18 protein-coding genes are annotated in these 17,495 nt (G+C 69.4%); 13 read left to right on the forward strand and 5 right to left on the reverse strand.

The window, feature by feature from the left end; translation table 11 throughout:
- Positions 1-94: 94 nt before the first annotated feature.
- Positions 95-880 (forward strand): hypothetical protein, encoded by a 786-nt coding sequence (locus tag ABE85_RS15360; protein ID WP_067276305.1) that lies wholly within the window; start codon positions 95-97, stop codon positions 878-880.
- 121 nt (positions 881-1,001) lie between these two features.
- Here ABE85_RS15360 and ABE85_RS15365 read toward each other — a convergent pair whose 3' ends face one another.
- The gene (locus ABE85_RS15365) at positions 1,002-1,427 is read right to left on the reverse strand and encodes an Lrp/AsnC family transcriptional regulator (RefSeq protein ID WP_067282820.1); all 426 of its coding nucleotides are present in this window, start codon (positions 1,425-1,427) and stop codon (positions 1,002-1,004) included.
- A gap of 181 nt (positions 1,428-1,608) precedes the next feature.
- Between ABE85_RS15365 and ABE85_RS15370 the strand changes: the two genes are divergently transcribed.
- The 12 genes from ABE85_RS15370 (at position 1,609) to ABE85_RS15420 (ending at position 12,899) form a co-directional block, all read left to right on the forward strand.
- Positions 1,609-2,793, forward strand: a complete 1,185-nt coding sequence (locus tag ABE85_RS15370) for an ornithine cyclodeaminase (RefSeq protein WP_082939046.1) — start codon at positions 1,609-1,611, stop codon at positions 2,791-2,793.
- Positions 2,733-3,653, forward strand: a complete 921-nt coding sequence (ybiB, locus tag ABE85_RS15375) for a DNA-binding protein YbiB (RefSeq protein ID WP_067276308.1) — start codon at positions 2,733-2,735, stop codon at positions 3,651-3,653. The genes ABE85_RS15370 and ybiB overlap by 61 nt, the downstream gene beginning before the upstream one ends.
- 278 nt (positions 3,654-3,931) lie before the next feature.
- Entirely contained in the window at positions 3,932-5,620 is a 1,689-nt protein-coding gene (locus ABE85_RS15380; protein ID WP_067276311.1) for a nitrite/sulfite reductase, read from the forward strand.
- A 17-nt stretch (positions 5,621-5,637) separates the two neighbouring features.
- On the forward strand, positions 5,638-6,156 hold the full coding sequence (locus tag ABE85_RS15385; RefSeq protein ID WP_231993100.1) for a DUF934 domain-containing protein: 519 nt from the start codon (positions 5,638-5,640) through the stop codon (positions 6,154-6,156).
- Positions 6,157-6,158: 2 nt separating this feature from the next.
- On the forward strand, positions 6,159-7,988 hold the full coding sequence (cysD, locus tag ABE85_RS28865) for a sulfate adenylyltransferase subunit CysD (RefSeq protein ID WP_082938642.1): 1,830 nt from the start codon (positions 6,159-6,161) through the stop codon (positions 7,986-7,988).
- Positions 7,988-9,328, forward strand: coding sequence for a sulfate adenylyltransferase subunit 1 (locus ABE85_RS15395; RefSeq protein ID WP_082938643.1), 1,341 nt, complete (start codon positions 7,988-7,990; stop codon positions 9,326-9,328). Before cysD ends, ABE85_RS15395 begins: the two co-directional genes overlap by 1 nt.
- Before the next feature lie 55 nt (positions 9,329-9,383).
- A complete protein-coding gene (gene cobA, locus ABE85_RS15400) occupies positions 9,384-10,202 on the forward strand; it encodes a uroporphyrinogen-III C-methyltransferase (protein ID WP_082938644.1) in 819 nt (272 codons plus the stop codon).
- Positions 10,203-10,310: 108 nt separating this feature from the next.
- Positions 10,311-10,634 carry a ferredoxin FdxA gene (gene fdxA / locus ABE85_RS15405; RefSeq protein WP_067276314.1) on the forward strand — a complete coding sequence of 108 codons (324 nt, stop codon included), beginning with the start codon at positions 10,311-10,313 and terminating at the stop codon, positions 10,632-10,634.
- Between the two features lie 57 nt (positions 10,635-10,691).
- The gene (locus tag ABE85_RS15410) at positions 10,692-11,795 is read left to right on the forward strand and encodes an NAD(P)/FAD-dependent oxidoreductase (RefSeq protein ID WP_067276316.1); all 1,104 of its coding nucleotides are present in this window, start codon (positions 10,692-10,694) and stop codon (positions 11,793-11,795) included.
- 192 nt (positions 11,796-11,987) lie between these two features.
- Positions 11,988-12,299 (forward strand): DUF2442 domain-containing protein, encoded by a 312-nt coding sequence (locus tag ABE85_RS15415; RefSeq protein ID WP_231993101.1) that lies wholly within the window; start codon positions 11,988-11,990, stop codon positions 12,297-12,299.
- A gap of 29 nt (positions 12,300-12,328) precedes the next feature.
- Positions 12,329-12,460: a hypothetical protein gene (locus ABE85_RS28660; protein ID WP_255362455.1), complete on the forward strand. Its 132-nt coding sequence runs from the start codon at positions 12,329-12,331 to the stop codon at positions 12,458-12,460.
- A gap of 103 nt (positions 12,461-12,563) precedes the next feature.
- Positions 12,564-12,899, forward strand: coding sequence for a hypothetical protein (locus tag ABE85_RS15420; protein WP_067276319.1), 336 nt, complete (start codon positions 12,564-12,566; stop codon positions 12,897-12,899).
- Here the strand turns inward: ABE85_RS15420 and ABE85_RS15425 are convergent.
- From ABE85_RS15425 to ABE85_RS15440, 4 genes are all read right to left on the reverse strand, one after another.
- Entirely contained in the window at positions 12,896-13,120 is a 225-nt protein-coding gene (locus tag ABE85_RS15425; protein WP_067276323.1) for a hypothetical protein, read from the reverse strand. The two genes, ABE85_RS15420 and ABE85_RS15425, sit on opposite strands and share 4 nt — an antisense overlap.
- A gap of 19 nt (positions 13,121-13,139) precedes the next feature.
- On the reverse strand, positions 13,140-14,687 hold the full coding sequence (locus ABE85_RS15430) for a DHA2 family efflux MFS transporter permease subunit (protein ID WP_067276327.1): 1,548 nt from the start codon (positions 14,685-14,687) through the stop codon (positions 13,140-13,142).
- A 22-nt stretch (positions 14,688-14,709) separates the two neighbouring features.
- A complete protein-coding gene (locus ABE85_RS15435) occupies positions 14,710-15,906 on the reverse strand; it encodes an HlyD family efflux transporter periplasmic adaptor subunit (RefSeq protein ID WP_082938645.1) in 1,197 nt (398 codons plus the stop codon).
- 100 nt (positions 15,907-16,006) lie between these two features.
- Entirely contained in the window at positions 16,007-17,446 is a 1,440-nt protein-coding gene (locus ABE85_RS15440) for an efflux transporter outer membrane subunit (RefSeq protein ID WP_082939047.1), read from the reverse strand.
- Positions 17,447-17,495: the final 49 nt, after the last annotated feature.

Below are 17,495 nucleotides of genomic sequence, written 5' to 3' on the forward strand. Positions count from 1 at the left end.
ATGATCGCGGCTTCGCCACACGCCGAGTCCGCCCTTCGTGCACGAGCCCTCCGCCCACCCCCGTTGCGTCGGCCCCCTGCGTCGCTTGAGTGCCGTGGCGCTGCTGCTGTTGCTGTCGGTGGCCGCGCCCGTGCGCGCGCAGGTCCCCGTCGCGGTCGACAAGCCGCCTGACGCCGCCACCGCGATGAAGCTGGTCTACGGGGGCAACACCTGGCGCGACGGCCGCGCCGCGGCGTTCTTCGGCGGACGCTCGCCGACGCTGCGCGCCGAAGTCCGCGAGGTGTTCCGCGGGCGCTACGTCGAATCGAACGTCGACAAGCTGATGCTGGTGTATCAACTGACGCCGGGCCCGCGCGACCAGTTCCGCTGCGCGGCCTGCGTGCCCGCGCTCGGTGCCGCGGTGCTCGCCGCCGACGAGGCCGGCCGCTGGAAGCTTCGCGCCAAGGGCCTGCTGCTGATGCCGGGCGCGCCGGGCTCCGGCGACGAGGACCTGCAGCTGCTGCAGATCGCCGACGAGCACTGGATCCTGCGCAGCCGCCGCTACGACGTCGACCGCGGCGGCGAGAGCCGCACCGAACGGCTGGTGCTCGAACGCGACGGCGAGATGCAACTCGGCGCGGAGCTCGGCTTCGACAACAAGCCCGGGCCGCTCGCCTGCGGCGCGACGGCGTCGCCGCAGACTTCCGGCGTCAGCGTGCTGAGCCCCGGGCGCGGCCCGCGTGTCGAGATCGTGCTGCGCTTCAACGAAGGCGCGTGCAACGCGCTGCGCGCGGTGGTGCAGCGCACGCGCATGGAGCTGCGCGACGGCCGCTTCCAGCTCGAACCCGACGCCCCCGAACCGGACGACGACGACGCGCCGGCGTCCGCCCCGAAGCGTTGACGCGCCTGATCGCTGACGCGCAGGCGCGACCCGGCGTTCAAGGACTTCATGGGCCTCATGGGCCTCATTAGCCTCATGGGCTCATGGGCTCATGGGCTCATGGGCTCATGGGCTCATGGGCTCAAGCGAGCTTGTAGGTCTGCAGGTGGATGCTGGTCTCGGTCGCGCCGATGCCCTTGATCAGGCGCACGCGCTCGAGGATCTCGGCGAGTTCGTTGAGGTTGTCCGCGCGCAGCTCGGCGAGCAGGTCCCACCGCCCGTTGGTGTCGAACAGCCCCGCCACGCCAGGCTCCCCGAGCAGGATGCCGACCACCTCGCGGGTGCGGTTGCCCTCCACCGCGATGCTCGTCCAGGCCGTGATGTGCGGCTGCGCCACGTCGGCCCGCAGCTTCACCGTGTAGCCGACGATCTGGCCGCTGTCCTCCAGCTTGGTCAGCCGGTTGGTCACCGTCCCGCGCGACACCTTCAGCTTGTGCGCGAGCGTCGCGATGCTGGCGCGGGCGTCCTGGCGCAGCAGCGCGATGAGTTGATGGTCGAGTGTGTCCATGTTGGTGCACCGGCGGCCGCATTGCGCGCGCATCGCCCAGGGTTAACCCGGATTTCACAGCAAAACGCCAGGGTTCGCTGACGAAATGCACAAGGCGCTTCGATTATTGATCAGTTCTCTGGCTTCCTGCTGACACGCCGATCCGAAGAATGGAGGCATTCCCACAGCCATGAGTCCGCCGATGACGACCCGCCTCCTCCTCACGCCTGACGTTGCCCGCGTCGTCCGACACGACGGCATCGCCCAGAGCTTCCAGACCCTCGCGCGCTACATCGCCGAGGACTACGTCCGCTGGAGCGAATTCGACAAGAGCGCCCGCGTCGCCAACCACTCGGACGACGGCGTGATCGAGCTGATGCCGATCTCGGATGCCTCGCTCTACAGCTTCAAGTACGTCAACGGCCACCCCAAAAACCACCGCGTGGGCCTGCCCACCGTGATGGCTTTCGGCGTGCTCGCCGACGTCGCGACCGGCACGCCGGCGCTGCTGTCGGAGCTGACGCTCAGCACGGCGCTGCGCACCGCGGCCACCTCCGCGCTGGCCGCGCAACACCTGGCACGTCCCGGCTCGCGCAAGATGGCCCTGATCGGCAACGGCGCGCAGAGCGAGTTCCAGGCGCTGGCCTTCCACCACCTGCTGGGCATCGACGAGATCCGCCTCTTCGACGTCGACCCGGCCGCGACGGACAAGCTGGTCCGTCATCTGTCGCGCATCGACGGTCTGACGCTGATCCGCTGCCGCGATGCCGCTGAAGCGGCGCGCGGCGCCGACATCATCACGACGGTCACGGCCGACAAGCGCAACGCGACCATCGTGACGCCCGACATGATCGAGCCCGGCATGCACGTCAACGGCGTCGGTGGCGACTGCCCCGGGAAGACCGAACTGCACCACGACGTGCTGGCGCAGGCCAACGTGTTCGTCGAGTACGAGCCGCAGTCGCGCATCGAAGGCGACGTGCAGCAGATGCCGGCGGACTTCCCCGTCACCGAGTTCTGGCGCGTGCTGCGCGGCGAAGCCGCCGGCCGACGCAGCGCCGACGAGGTCACCGTGTTCGATTCGGTCGGCTTCGCGCTCGAGGACTTCGCGACGCTGCGCTGGCTGGGCGACCGCGCCGAGGCGCTCGGACTGGGACGCGAACTGGCCCTGGTGCCCGCGATGGACGATCCGAAGGACCTGTTCGGGGAACTGGACCTCAGGTCTCACGCCGAGGCCGAGGCCATGGGCGACGCCCAAGCGGCGACCAGCGTTCCCGCAGGCCTCCGGGCGGCACTCTTAAACTGCGTCCCTCAACGGAAGGACGCATGGACTACGCCCCCCTCCTCAAGGAAATCGGCCGAGGCGCTCGCGGCGCCCGCGACCTGACGCGCGAGCAGGCGCGCGGACTCTTCGCCGCCCTGCTCGACGGCACCGTGCCCGACCTGGAGCGCGGTGCGATCCTGATCGCGATGCGCATCAAGGGGGAGAGCCTCGACGAGCTGCTCGGCTTCGTCGAGGCGATGCAAACCGGCGCCGCCCGCGTGGCCGCACCGGCAGGCCCCCGGACCGTCGTGCTGCCCACCTTCAACGGCGCGCGCAAGCAGGCCAACCTGATGCCGCTGGTGGCGATGCTGCTGGCACGTGAGGGCATCCCGGTGCTGATCCACGGTCGGCACGACTTCGACAGTCGCATCAGCCCGTTCGAGCTCTTCGAGGCCTTGGCGCTGCCCGTCGCCCAGGACGTGGACGAGGCCGGCCGACGCCTGGCCTCGGATCGTCTGGCCATCCTGCCGACCGAAGTCATCCATCCCGGCCTCGACGCGATGATGTCGCTACGCCCGCGCATGGGCCTGCGCAACAGCAGCCACAGCGTCGCCAAGTTGCTGGATCCGCTGCCGGGACGCAGTGTGCGCGTGGTCGCCGTGACCCACCCGGAATACGTGGACAGCATGGGCGAGGCCTTGCCCCGGTTGAGCGCAGACGACGGACGCGCCCTCCTCATGCGCGCCAGCGAAGGCGAGGCCTACCTGCACCTGCGGCGCAAGGCCCACCTGCAAGGCTTCGCGAACGGGCAAGGCCTGGATCTCAACCCGGCAAGCAACGAGGATCTGGACTGGGCGCTGTCTCCCGCTTGCGAGCCCGAAGCCAACGCCGACTTCATTCGGACGATCCTGGCCGGCTCCGAGCCACTGCCCCCTCGGATCGCCGATCAGATTTCGGCTCTACGCCGGCTGGCAACGGCTTGAGCGCGGCCTGCGGCCGTAAAACCCACCCTCACCCCTCCCTCTCCCGCCCCTGCGGGAGAGGGGGAATACGAAGGGCGCGGCGCCCCCCGGGTGAGGGCCAACCGCCTTTTGCAAGATTCTTCATATGCTTATCTGGCCATAAGCAATCTACGAATTTGTAGTTCTCATATATATAAAGCGTTCATAGAGTGCAGACTCCCGGCCAGCCCTGGGCCAGCCGCGGTGTCAGTTGACGCGGCGGGGTCCCTTGTGAAACCCGGCCGGCCCTAGCTGACGCCATGTACGCCTATACCGATTTCGACCGCCAGTTCGTCCACGCCCGCGCGGCCCAGTTCCGTGACCAGCTCGAACGCCATCTGGCGGGTCAGTTGCCCGACGACGACTTCCGCGCGCTGCGCCTGCAGAACGGCTGGTACATCCAGCGCCATGCGCCCATGCTGCGCGTCGCCGTGCCTTACGGGGTGCTGGACAGCCGCCAGCTCCGCCAGCTGGCCCGCATCGCCCGCGAACACGACCGCGGCTACGGCCACTTCACGACGCGCCAGAACCTGCAGTTCAACTGGATCCCGTTGCCGCAATCCGCGGACGTGATGGACCTGCTGGCCGATGTCGACATGCACGGCATCCAGACCAGCGGCAACTGCATCCGCAACATCACCAGCGACGTCACCGCCGGCGTGGCGGCGGACGAGCTGATCGACCCGCGCCCCTACGCCGAAGTGCTGCGTCAGTGGTCGACGCTGCATCCTGAATTCGCCTTCCTGCCGCGCAAGTTCAAGATCGCGATCTCCGGCGCGAAGGAGGACCGCGCCGCCATCGCGTGGCACGACATCGGCCTGCAGCTGCGCAAGAACGACGCCGGCGAAATCGGCTTCCAGGTCTTCGTGGGCGGCGGCATGGGTCGCACGCCGATCATCGGCCAGGAGATCAGCCCCTTCGTGCCATGGCAGCACATCCTGCTGTACCTCGAAGCGATCGTGCGCACGTACAACCGCTTCGGCCGCCGCGACAACATGTACAAGGCGCGCATCAAGATCCTGGTGAAGGCCGAAGGCCAAGCCTATTTCGACGCGGTCAACGCCGAGTACCAATCGATCATCAGCGACGACACGGGCAGCCACGAGCAGATCATTCCCGAAGCGGAACTGGCCCGCGTCGCCGCGAGCTTCGTCGAGCCGCAAGGCGTGACCCCGGTGCCGGGCGTCGACATCTTCGCCGGCGCTTCGCCGGCCTACCGCCGATGGCTGGAGCGGAACGTCCACGCGCACCGCGTCAGCGGCTACCGCTCGGTGACGCTGTCACTCAAGCGCGTCGGCCTGCCGCCGGGCGACATCACCGACGCGCAGATGGATGCGGCCGCCGCGCTGTCCGATGCGTACAGCCACGGCGAGCTGCGCGTCTCGCACGACCAGAACCTGCTGCTGCCCTGGGTGCGCGAGAGCGACCTCGCCGCGCTCTTCGAAGCCGCGAAGGAACACGGCTTCGCCACGCCCAACATCGGCCTGCTGACCGACATGATCGTCTGCCCCGGCGGCGACTTCTGCGCGCTGGCCAACGCCCGCTCGATCCCGGTCGCGGCCGAGATCACCGACCGCTTCCAGGACCTTGACGAGCTCTGGGACATCGGCGACATCGACCTGCACATCAGCGGCTGCATCAACAGCTGCGGGCATCACCACAGCGGCCACATCGGCGTGCTCGGCGTCGACAAGGACGGCAGCGAGTGGTACCAGATCACGCTGGGCGGCTCGGACGGCTCGACGCTGTCGGGCACCGCGGTGCCGGGCAAGGTGATCGGCCCGTCCTTCGCCGCCGATGAGGCCGCCGACGCGGTCGAGGCCGTGATCGCGACCTACCGCCGCGAACGCGAGGCCGGCGAGCGTTTCCTGCAGACGGTCCGCCGCATCGGCCTGGACGCCTTCAAGCAGGCGACCAACGACATCCGCCGCAGCACCGCCAAGCAATGACCCCGAGCACGCCGGACATGGAACGCCCCCGCATCATGAAGTTCGTCTCCAAGGCCCAGGACCCCTGGCATACCTGCGCCGGCGAGGACGGCCCCCAGCCGCATCCCGCCGCCGCCGACCACAAGCTGCTGACGCTGGAGCAGTGGCACGCCGTGCGCGACACCTGGCCGGAAGGCCTGGCCACCGGCGTGGTCCTGCCCAACGACGTCGACGTGCTCGACCTGAAGACCGACCTGCCGCGTCTGGCGCTGATCGTGCTGCAGTTCCCGAAGTGGGTCGACGGCCGCGCCTACAGCCAGGCGCACGTGCTGCGCTCGCGACTGCGTTTCGCCGGCGAAGTGCGCGCGATCGGCGAAGTGCTGGTCGACATGCTGCCGCTGCTGCAGCGCTGCGGCGTCGACGCCGTGCAGATGCGCGGCGACCAGAACCAGGAAGCGGCCGAGCGCGCGCTGGGGTTCTTCGCCGGCCACTACCAGGCGGACGTCAACGAGACGCGCCCGCTGTTCGCCCGGCCGGGCCAGAAGACCGAGGCCTGAGCATGAGCGGCGAGGTGTCTTCGCTGGACTTCGCGCCCATCGGCGGCGCGTCCGACGACGGATCGGCCGGCGTCTCCGCGTTGCCCGGCGCCGATGTCGGCGTCGGCTCGGCCATCAGCTTGTATGCCCGCAAGACCGCCGGCTTCGACGAGCGCGTCGCGCGCACGGTCGAGGTGCTGAAGCAGGCCGCGGCGGACTTCGGTCCCGGCGCGCTGCAGTCGACCTCGTTGGGCGTCGAGGACATGGTCATCACCGACCTGATCGCGCGCCACGGCCTGCCGATCGCTCTGGCGACGCTGGACACCGGCAAGCTGCACGTGGAGACGCTGGCGTTGATCCCGCGCATCCACGACCGCTACGGGATCGATGTCGAAGTCTTCGCGCCGGTGAACGAGCAGGTCGTCCACTTCGTCCGCGCCAACGGCGAAGAGCCGATGTACCGCAGCGTCGAGTTGCGCAAGGCCTGCTGCGGCGTGCGCAAGCTCGAACCGCTCTCGCGCATGCTGGCCGGCCGCACGGCCTGGATCACCGGCCTGCGCCGCGAGCAGAGCACCAACCGCGCCGAGGTCCCGTTCCGTGAGGACGACGGCCACGGCCGCACCAAGATCAATCCGCTGGCCGAGTGGAGCTGGGTCGACGTCTGGCACTACGTGCAGCAGCATGTCGTTCCCTACAACCCGCTGCATGACCAGTTCATGCCCAGCATCGGCTGCGCGCCCTGCACGCGCGCGATCGCCGTCGGCGAGGACTTCCGCGCCGGCCGCTGGTGGTGGGAAGACAGCTCGAAGGAATGCGGCCTGCACGCCACGCACACCGAATCTGAACCCGAAGCGTCCCCCCCCGACGTTGAATGCGACCTCCGGAGCCCCGGCATGAACGCCCCCGTGAACCTCGAACAACTGCTGCCGCTGGCGGATCACCGCCACCTGGACCACCTCGAAGAGGAGGCCATCTTCATCCTGCGCGAGGTCGCTGCCGCCTTCGAGCGCCCTGCCCTGCTGTTCTCGGGCGGCAAGGATTCGTGCGTCGTGCTGCGCCTGGCCGAGAAGGCCTTCAAGCGCCGCATCGCCGGCAACGAGTTCGCCGGCAAGCTGCCCTTCCCGCTGGTCCACGTCGACACCGGCCACAACTTCCCCGAGGTGATCGAGTTCCGCGACCGCCGCGTCGAGGAGATGGGCGAGCGCCTGGTCGTCGGTCATCTCGAAGACTCGATCAGGAAGGGCACGATCCGGCTGGCGCATCCGCTGGAATCGCGCAACGGCCACCAGACGGTGACGCTGCTGGAGACCATCGAGGAACACCGCTTCGACGTGCTCATCGGCGGCGCCCGCCGCGACGAGGAGAAGGCGCGCGCCAAGGAGCGCATCTTCAGCCACCGCGACAGCTTCGGCCAATGGCAGCCGAAGGAACAGCGGCCCGAGCTGTGGAACCTCTTCAACACCCGCATCCGTCCGGGCGAGCACTTCCGCGCCTTCCCGATCAGCAACTGGACCGAGCTGGACGTGTGGCTCTACATCGCCCGCGAGAACATCCCGCTGCCGTCGCTGTACTTCGCGCACGACCGCCAGGTGATCCGCCGCAAGGGCCTGCTGGTGCCGCTGACCGACGTGACCCCGCCGGAAGCCGGCGAGACCGTCGAGACCGCGCAGGTGCGCTTCCGCACCGTCGGCGACATGACCTGCACCTGCCCGGTGGAGAGCCCCGCCGCCAACGCCGCCGACATCGTCGCCGAGACGCTGACGGTCACCGTCTCCGAGCGCGGCGCGACCCGCATGGACGACCGCACCTCCGACGCCTCGATGGAGCGCCGCAAGAAGGAGGGCTACTTCTGATGTCCGCCTTCCTGAACGCCCTGAGCCCAGTGAGCACCGTGAGCCCCTCCCCCGCCGTGACCAAGATCCATCAATCCGACCTCGACACGACGCACCGTGCGCTGCGTTTCCTGACCGCCGGCAGCGTCGACGACGGCAAGAGCACGCTGATCGGGCGCCTGCTCTTCGACAGCCGCGCGATCCTCGCCGACCAGCTCGACACGCTGGCCAAGCGGGCCGCCGGCCAGCCGATCGACCTCAGCCTGCTGACCGACGGCCTCGAAGCCGAGCGCGAACAGGGCATCACGATCGACGTCGCCTACCGCTACTTCGCGACCAAGCAGCGCAAGTTCATCATTGCCGACGCGCCGGGCCATGAGCAGTACACCCGGAACATGGTGACCGCCGCCGCGGGCAGCGATGCCGCGGTCGTGCTGGTGGACGTGACCAAGCTGGACCTGTCGGTCGACGACGTCCCGCTGCTGGCGCAGACGCGCCGCCACAGCCTGCTGGCGCACCTGCTGCGCGTGCCGAGCATCGTCTTCGCGATCAACAAGATCGACGCCGCCGCGAATCCGGGCGACGCGTTCCGCAAGGTCTCGGCCGCGCTGGAGAAGTTCGCCTCGGCCGCCGGCATCCGCGTGACCGCGGTGGTGCCCGTCTCCGCGCTGCGCGGCGACAACGTGACGCAGCCGCTGGCAGCGGACTGGTACGACGGCCCGTCGCTGCTGCAGGTGCTGGAGTCGCTGCCGACCGTGCAGGAGACCGTCGAGGCGCCGCTGGCGCTGCCGGTCCAGTACGTGGCCAAGGACGGCGACGGCACGGGCAACAACCCGCGCGTGCTGTGGGGCCGCATCGCGCAAGGCCAGGTGCAGGTCGGCGACGAAGTGCAGATCCTGCCGAGCGGCCAGACCGCCATCGTCGGCGAGCTGCGCCGCGCCGGCGAGCCGGTGGCGACCTCGGTCGCCGGTGAATCGGCCGGGCTGCTGCTGGACCGCCAGGTCGACGTCTCGCGCGGCGACTGGATCGTCGCGCCGGGCGCGGCCACGCCCCGCCGCACGTTCGAAGCCACGCTCGCGTGGATCGACACCGAGCCCGCCGTGCTGGGCCGCAAGTACTGGGTGCGTCACGGCAACCGCTGGGTCCAGGCCCGCATCGCCGCGATCGATCACCGGCTCGACATCCAGACGCTGGCCGAGACCGAGGCCCACGAGCTGTCGGTCAACGAGATCGGCCACGTCACCATCGAGCTGCAGGCCGAGCTGCCGCTGCAGCCGTACGCGGACAACCGCGTCGGCGGCGCGCTGATCGTCGTGGACCCCACCAGCAACCGCACCAGCGGCGCGCTGCTGGTCCGCTGACCGCCCGCCCTTCGTCCACCCCACGTCCGCCCACCGACTGCCAGGAACCACCGCCATGGGACGAGTCCTCTTCGTCAGCGCCGGCCCCGGCGCCGCCGACCTGATCACGCTGCGCGGCGCGCGGGCGCTCGCGCTGGCGGACGTCGTGCTGTTCGACGCCCTGACCGACCCGGCGCTGCGCGAGCTCGCGCCGCAGGCGAAGTGGCTGGACGTCGGCAAGCGCGGGTTCTGCCATTCCACGAAGCAGACGGCGATCAATGCCGCGCTGGTCCGTGAGGCGAAGGCGCATGACGTCGTCGTCCGCTTGAAGGGCGGCGATGCCAACGTCTTCGGCCGCCTCGAGGAAGAACTCCTGGCGCTGGCCGAGGCCGACATCCCCTACGAGATCGTCCCGGGCGTGACCGCCGCGATCGCGGCCGCCGCGCAGACCGGGCGTCCGCTCACGCGGCGCGGCGCGGGCCGCAGCGTCGCGCTGACCACGGCGATGACACGCGAGGGAGACCTCCAGGCCGGCAAGTCCGCCGACACCGAGGTGTTCTACATGGCCGGCCAGCAGCTGGCCGCCCTCTCCCGCCGGCTGCTCGCCGCGGGCTGGGACGCCGGCACGCCGGTGAGCGTCGTGTCGCGGGCCGGGTGCGCCGATGCGCTGTCCAGCGAGCACGACGTGGCCTCGCTGGGCGCGGCGTCGATGCTGCACAAGGGACGGCCGACCGTGGTGATCGTCGGCGCGGGCGCAGCCCCGCTGGCGGGGGCTCCGCAAGCCGTTCTGGAGGCCGGTCCGGTGGTCCATGTGGGCGATTACGCGACACCGTCCTCACGCCAAGACCTTGAGCCGCAGGGGCTGGAATCCCTGCCGCAAGGGCCGAACGTTTAAAATCCCCTGTTTACCGTCAGCGCCATCGAGCCCACCGTCCACGGACCGCCAGGGGATCGCTGATTTTCGAGGGCCCGTTTTGCCGGCCCCGTCACTAGAAGAGCCGCTATGACCCACGTCGTCACCGAAGCCTGCATTCGCTGCAAATACACCGACTGCGTCGATGTCTGTCCCGTCGACTGCTTCCGCGAAGGTCCGAACTTCCTGACCATCGATCCCGATGAGTGCATCGACTGCGCGGTCTGCATCCCGGAGTGCCCGGTGAACGCGATCATGCCGGAGGAGGACGTGCCCGGCGATCAGCAGATCATGATCAAGCTGAACGCCGACCTGGCGAAGAAATGGCCCAGCATCACCAAGCGCAAGGCCCCGCTCCCGGACGCCGAGGAGTGGAAGGACAAGACGGGCAAGATCGATCAGCTGGTCCGCTGACCGATCCCCTCATCTCGCGGCGTCGGGTCCTGCTGCCGGCGGCCGCCCCACACAAGAATGGAAACGCAAGTGACTGAAGCGACCTCCGCCCCGCACGCGGGCGTGATCGAAACCGACGCCGTCATCGTCGGCGCGGGCCCGGTGGGCCTGTTCCAGGTGTTCGAACTGGGCCTGCTCGAGATCAAGGCCCACATCATCGACTCGCTGGCCTATCCCGGCGGCCAGTGCATCGAGCTGTACCCGGACAAGCCGATCTACGACATCCCGGCGCTGCCGGTGGTGACGGGCAAGGAGCTGACCGACAACCTGATGAAGCAGATCGAGCCCTTCGGCGCGACCTTCCATCTGGGGCAGGAGGTCACGACGGTCGAGAAGCAGGAAGACGGTCGTTTCTTCGTCGCGACGAGCAAGGGCACGCAGTTCCTGACCAAGACCATCTTCATCGCGGGCGGCGTGGGCTCGTTCCAGCCGCGCACGCTGAAGATCGAGGGCATCGACAAGTTCGAGGGCTCGCAGGTCCATTACCGCGTGCGCAACCCGTCGCAGTTCGCCGGCAAGAACCTGGTGATCATCGGCGGCGGCGATTCGGCGCTGGACTGGGCGCTGAACTTCTGCGCGGCCAACGACGACGGCAACCCGCACAAGGCGGAGAGCGTGATCCTGGTGCACCGCCGCGACGGCTTCCGTGCCGCGCCGGCCTCGGTGGCCAAGATGCGCGAGCTCTGCGACGCCTACGAGATGCAGTTCATCGTCGGCCAGGTCAGCGACCTGGACGAAGGCGAGGACGCGCTGAAGGGCCTGAAGATCACCGGCGGCGACGGCGTGACGCGCGTCGTGCCGGCGGACCAGGTGCTGGTGTTCTTCGGCCTGTCGCCCAAGCTGGGCCCGATCGCCGAGTGGGGCCTGTCGCTGGAGAAGAAGCAGATCCAGGTCGACACCGAGAAGTTCCAGACCAACGTGCCGGGCATCTTCGCGGTGGGGGACATCAACACCTACCCGGGCAAGAAGAAGCTGATCCTGTCGGGCTTCCACGAGGCCGCGCTGGCCGCGTTCGGCGCGATGCCGATCATCAACCCGGAAAAGCGCGTCCACCTGCAGTACACGACCACCAGCCCGAAGCTGCACAAGGTGCTGGGCGTCGAGACGCCGAACTTCGACTGAATGTGACGAGCGCTTCGACGAAGCGCCTCCGAAAAGAAGCCCGCCTGGCGAATGCCGGCGGGCTTTGTCTTTGGGCGGAAGCATGAGCTTGTGATTGATCAATACACGCGTCGAGCGAAAGGTGGACAGTTCCCACTCTTGTCTCAGGACACTGTCGGGGATGCAACCATTGCACCGGAGGAGCACGAACTCATGAAGACGCCGCAATTCACTTTGACGAGCGTCATTCCGACGCCGCGGGCCTCCTTGCTTCTGACGTTTGCCGACGGCGAGAAGTTCGAGGTCGATCTCGTCGACGTGATCACGAAACTCCGCGCACTCGGCCCGTTGAAAGATCAAGGTCTCTTCATGAGGGCGCGCCTGGGCGAGTTCCACGACACCGTCGTCTGGGATGAGGACGGCTCGCTGGAACTGGCGGCTGACAACCTTCGCGCAATGGGTATCGAGCAGACGGGGGGATCTCGCACGAGTTCATCGTGCGCTGGATGTATGAGAACGAACTGAACCTGGAGACAGCCGCCTTGGCGTTGGGCATGTCCCGTCGCATGGTGGCGTACTACCGCAGCGGCGCGAAGGCTGTGCCGCGCACCGTCGCATTGGCCTGTCTCGGCTGGCGGGCGATGAAGCTGGGCCAAGTCGACGATCGATTCGCGCTGGCCGCGTGAGTTCAAGGAGCCTGTCGGCTGCCCAGCGCACTTCGCTGGATGACAGAGAATCCCCGCCAGACTCGCGTACTGCGAGCGTTTTCTTGTGAGGGAGAAGAGACCGATGCCCACCACATTCAACGGAACCGGAACGAAATACGTCGGCGAGCGCGAGCACGATCGCGGCGGCCGCTACATCACGACGAAGTGGATCGTCCTCCTCGGACTGCCGCTGGTGCCGCTGAGCTCATGGCGCGTCTTTCCGCTCAATGACGGCGCCTCGCAGGACCACTCGCATCTGCTCAGCAGCGGCGCCAGCCTGTCGGAGGAGTCCGTCGCCGCGGAGCCCGTGCCGCTGAACTGGCGACAGGTGCTGAACGTCTACGCGATCGTGATTCCGGTGATCGCCTTCCTGGTCTGGGCGTTCTTCCGCCTGCTCCCGGGCGGCATCAAGTTCTAGCCCTTCGGATGGTGGCCGGGAGCCACCGGCCCCGGCGCCTCGGTCAACTCCCGCGCCAGCCCCTCCAGCAACGACGCCGCATCGTCGAAGTCGAAGACCTGTCCAGTGGCCAGGTTCTCGACCCGTCCGCTCAGCACACCTCGCGCCGGATCGGCCTGCCGATCCAGCTTGAGGACGTAATGCCGGCGTACCGGATGCAGCGGGTCCTGGGTCAGGGTCATGGCCGTCGTCCTCCTGCGCTCAGTGCCCGGCCTCGCTCATCGCCACCGCACGCGTCGGCCTTGGCGCGAGCCAGATGGCGAAGGCGGAGATCATGAACAGCGACGCCACGATCCAGAAGATGTGGTTGGTCGCGAGCATCACGCTCTGACCGGTGAGCAGGTTGTCGAGCATCGCGTTGCGCGCGTCCGGCGCCAGCCCCAGTCCGGTGAGCGAGCGCATCACCTCCCCCGACCGGTCCAGCGAACCCACCAGATCCGCATGGATGGCCGTCGTGCGGTTCTCCCAGCTCGTGGTGACCAGCGAGGTCGCGACCGCGCCGGCCAGCGTGCGCATGAAGTTCTGCAGCCCGGCCGCGGAAGCGGTCTCGTGCGGCTCGACGCTGCCCAGCGAGAGCGCCGTGAGCGGCACGAAGAAGAACGGCATGCCCGCGCCCATCAGCAGCAGCGGGAGGGCGACCTGCCAGTAGCCCATCTGCGTCGTGCCCACCGTGCGCAGCATCATCACGCCGCCCAGCCAGGCCAGGCCGAAGAACACCAGCGGACGCGGATCCACCTTGCCCGCCAGCTTGCCGGCCAGCGGCGCCGCCGCGACCGCCAGCACGCCGGACCAGGCCGTCGCCAGGCCCGCCCACGTGGACGTGTAGCCCATGAAGCTCTGCAGCCACAGCGGCGTGAGCACGTTCGCGCCGAACATCGCGCCGAAGCCCAGCGCGATCGTCAGCACGCCGACGGCGAAGCCGCGGTGGCGGAACACCCGCAGGTCGACGATCGGATAGGGCTCGGTCAACTCCCAGATCAGGAAGGCGACGAAGCCGACCGCGGCGACCACCGCCAGCGCGATGATCTCGTTGGACGCGAACCAGTCCTTCTCCTTGCCCAGGTCCAGCATCAGCTGCAGCGCGCCGACGAAGACGATGAGCAGCAGCAGTCCGACGCGGTCGATCGGCTTGCGTTCGAGCGGGGTCTCGTAGCGGCGCAGCAGGCGCGCCGCGACCGGTGCGACGGCGAGCGCGATCGGTACGTTGATGAAGAAGATCAGCGGCCACGAGAACGCATCGCAGAGCCAGCCGCCGAGGATGGGACCGAGGATGGGCGCGACCAGCGTCGTCATCGCCCATAGCGCCATCGCGCTGCCGGCCTTCTCCTTCGGGAACACGCGCAGCAGCAACGTCTGCGACAACGGCATCAGCGAGCCGCCCGACAGGCCTTGCAGCACGCGGCCGGTGACCAGCAGACCGAGCGTCGGCGAGAGGCCGCACAGCGCCGAGCACAGCCCGAACAGCACCATCGCCGTCGAGAACACGCGCACCGCGCCGAAGCGGCCCGCGATCCAGCCGGTGAGCGGCACGATGCAGGCCTCGGCGACGGCGTAGGAGGTGATGACCCAGGTGCCCTGGCTCGAACTGATGCCGAGGCTGCCGGCGATGTCGGGCACGGAGACGTTGGCGATCGTCATGTCCAGCACCGCGATGAAGTTCGCGGCGGCCAGGACGATGGCGGCGAGCCACAACTGCCCGCCCTCGAGCGGGCGGTCGTCGGCGTGGTTGGAAAGGACGGCGGCGGTCATGGCGCGGCTCCGGGATTGCGGCTCACTCGGCGCGCGTGTCGACGGTGGCGCTCATCGACAGGCCGACCTGCAGCGGCCGCTCGGCGAGCTCGCGCGGGTCCAGCGCGATGCGCACCGGCACGCGCTGCACGACCTTGATCCAGTTGCCGGTCGCGTTCTGCGCCGGGATCGCGGCGAAGGCCGATCCCGTGCCGCCGGACAGGCCTTGCACGGTGCCGTGATAGACGACCGAGCGACCGTAGAGGTCGGACTCGATCTCGACCCGCTGACCGATGCGGACCTTGTCGAGCTGCCCTTCCTTGAAGTTGGCGTCGACGTGCACCTGCCCGATCGGGACGATGCTGAGCAGCGGCGTGCCGGCGGCGACCTGCTGGCCGAGCTGCACGGCGCGGCGGGCGACGACGCCGTCCACCGGCGCGCGCACGACCATGCGTTCGAGGTTGACGCGGGCCTGGTCGCGCCTGGCGCGGGCGAGCGCGACCTCGGGATTGGTGTCCTCGCTGACGCCGGCGATCAGCGTGGCGTTCGCTTCGCGCTGGCCGACGGCCGCGACACGGTTGGCGGCGCTCTGCGCGGCAGCGGCCTTGGCGGCGGCGAGCGCGGCGCTCGACGTCAGGAAGGCGTTGCGCGCGCGGGTGATCTCGTCAGCGGAGACCGAGCCCGAATCGGCGAGCGCCTCGCGCCGCTGCAGGTCGACGCGGGCGCGGTCGAGGTCCGCGGAGGCGGAGGCCAGTTGCGCCTCGGCGCGGATGCGATCGGAGTCGCGCGCGGAGATCTGGGCCGCGAGGCTCGCGTCGTTGGCGACGTAGCCGCGCACGCGGCGCTGCGCGCGGCCGAGCTCGGCCTCGGCCTGATCCAGCGCGAGGCGCGCGTCGGTCTCGTCGAGCACGACCAGCACGTCGCCGCGCTTCACGCCCTGCGTGTCGGCGACGCGCACGTCGCGCACGATGCCGCCGACGAAGGGCGTGACCTGCGCGGTCTCGGCCGCGGTGTAGGCGTTGTCGGTGGTGACGTAGTGCGACGCGAAGAAGTGCTCGTAGGCGAAGACGCCCACCGCCGCGGCGACGACCGTCAGCGCGAGCACGGTGAACAGCCGCTTGCGCGTTTCGGGGCGGGCCGGCGCGGCGGGCGCGGCCTGGGCCGGTGGCTCGACGGCGTGCAGATGCTGCGATGGATGTGGAGGCTGATGCGACGGGGCATCGAAGACGGCTTCGGACATGGCGGGACTCGCTTTCTCTCTCGGGCTTCTTGTCGGGGGGAACGGGTTCGGGATCAGGCCAGGCGCCAGACTTGGATACAGAGCCGGGCGCAGCGGGGATTCAGGACTTCGGTGCGGCGCTGTAGCCACCACCCAGCGCGCGCTTCAACGACACGTCGAGCGTGAACGCGCGCGAGCGCAGGTCGGTCTGCGCGCGGCGGTTGGACAGCCAGGCGTCCTCGGCCGTGAGCACTTCCAGGTAGGTGGAGAGGCCGCCGGTGTAGCGCCGCTGCTGGATCTCCCAGGCCTCGCGCGCGGCGTCGACGCCTGCATCGGTGCTGGTCAGCTCGCCGCCTAGGGACCGTGTGCTGGCGGCGATGTCGGCCACTTCCTGCAGCGCCTGCACGACGACCTGGTCGTAGCTCGCGACGGCCGCATCGGCATCGGCGCGGGCGCCACGGAACTGGCCGCGCAGCCGGCCGCCGTCGAAGATGGGCAGCGAGATCGCCGGACCGATGCTGCCGGTGAAGGCGCCGCCGTCGGTCAGCTTCGACAGGCCGAGCGACTGCATGCCGGCGAAGGCGGTGAGATTCACATCGGGATAGAACGCCGCCCTGGCGGAGTCGACACGGCCGAGCGCGGCTTCGACACGCAGGCGCGCCGCGACGATGTCGGGACGGCGACCCAGCAGTTGCGCGGGCAGACGTTCGGGCAGGCCGAACTCGCGGGCGACGTCCAGTTGCGGACGCGTCAGCGCCAGACCGCGATCGGGACCGGCGCCGGCCAGCGCCGCGAGGCGATGCCGCTGCAGCGTGAGCTGCTCGCGCGCCGACAGCAGGTCGGCCGCGGCCATCGCGTGCCGGGCCTCGACCTGGCGCACGCTGCCCAGCGTCTCCAGTCCGTTGTCGCGGCGCATGCGGAACAGCTCGACGGTCTTCTGACGCACGGCCAGCGCGGCCTCGGCGGTGTCCTGCACGGCCCAGAGCCGGGCGAACTCGGCGTAGCCCGAGGCGATAGCGGCCGCCAGCATCAGCCGCGCCTGCGCCGCGTCGGCCTGGGCCGCTTCGGCATCGGAGAGCGCCGCCGCCAGCGCCGCCCGGTTGCGGCCCCAGAAGTCGAGGTCCCAGGAGAAGTCCAGCGTCGCGCGGCCGTAGTCCTTCCAGCCTTCGGGCACGGCGACGCGCGGGGTCAGGTACTCGTAGCTCTGCTTCTGCCCGGTGATCGAGGCATTGCCGCGCAGCTGCGGCCGGTCGGCGGCGCGCGAGGTCTGCACGGTGGCTTCCGCCCGCGCCAGACGCGCCTGGGCGGTGGCGATCGACGGCGACCCGACGAGCGCCTCATCGATCAGCTGATCGAGCTGCCCATCGCCGTACCCGCGCCACCAGGCATCGGACGGCCAGTCGGCGCGGGCGGCGGCGAGCGCCTGCGTGGACACGTAGCCGTCGACCGGTCGCGGGGTGGTGAGCGCCGGCACGTCGGGCAGCGCGGCGCAGGCGGCCAACGCGAGCGCCACGGCCGAGACCAGCGCGGGGCGGACAAAGCGTCGAAGGCAGGGGGACATCGTCATTTCTCCAGGTCGTCACGGTCGGCGCGGAAGGCGCGGCAACCAT

The organism is Mitsuaria sp. 7 (assembly GCF_001653795.1).
Taxonomy (GTDB): Bacteria; Pseudomonadota; Gammaproteobacteria; order Burkholderiales; family Burkholderiaceae_C; genus Roseateles.